Source organism: Flavobacterium collinsii, assembly GCF_902804485.1.
In the GTDB taxonomy this organism is placed as follows: Bacteria; Bacteroidota; Bacteroidia; order Flavobacteriales; family Flavobacteriaceae; genus Flavobacterium; species Flavobacterium collinsii.
In genome coordinates this window covers 1-774 of record NZ_CADCST010000046.1, presented here as the reverse complement: position 1 = coordinate 774, position 774 = coordinate 1, and the positions used below count along the sequence as shown (strand labels likewise).

Here is a 774-nt window from a genome sequence, read left to right as displayed (position 1 = left end):
TGCCAAAAGACAAATAAGAACAGCCACTCTCTACATTTAAGGCATCATGAAAGTCTTTATTGGATTTGATCTTGACAAAGACATAACTGGGAAATAATGGAATCTCTATTTTCTTAATTCTGTCACTCCATTTTCTAATACTGGTGGCCATTGGCAAAAAAGCTTCAATATTTCTTTCTATTAACTCTTTATAGACTTTACTCTCATGTCTGTACCTTACGTAAAGAACATGCCAACCTTGTTTTTGATCCATACTATTTGGTTTTTTCGTCACCGGACATAGCTGCGCTATTACCAGTCACATGGTTATTTTTTTTAGAGATACGTTTTTTGGTTTAATAGCTTTACCTTTTTACTCTAAAGTAACTTTGGTAATAATGTTTTTGTTGAAACTCTCTAGGCAAATTATATTGTGTTTTGAGAGTGTTGTAAAAATCGGAATGTTGAGGATTCAACTACTTATTTTTACTGAAGTAAATTTACAATACAGGTTTTCAAATTCTACTACACCAAAGTGTAGTTCAACTTGTTAGCATCAAATACTACCTTATTGGGTAGTTTGGAGTTTGGAGTCGAAAGCTCAAAATCTTCCGGTGTAACTAAATCTTTGTTCTCGTTGTAGAAATCGATCAGTCCGGCATAAGACATCGATACCGGTATAGTTTCAGAACCCAGGTATTCGATTGATTTTCCAACAACCTTTGCTTTAATACCCATTAGAGTCAATACACGAAGCAGTTTGGCATCTATCTCGGCAAAAGCCATATTGTCTTT

At 34.4% G+C, this 774-nt stretch carries 2 protein-coding genes; both read right to left on the bottom strand.

Annotated features, from left to right (window positions below):
- The coding region (locus FLA105534_RS01040) for a transcription termination/antitermination NusG family protein (protein WP_317168132.1) at nucleotides 1-253 on the bottom strand (253 nt) is incomplete at its 3' end.
- A gap of 251 nt (nucleotides 254-504) precedes the next feature.
- On the bottom strand, nucleotides 505-774 hold a 270-nt coding region (locus FLA105534_RS01035; protein ID WP_217427678.1), incomplete at its 5' end, for a hypothetical protein.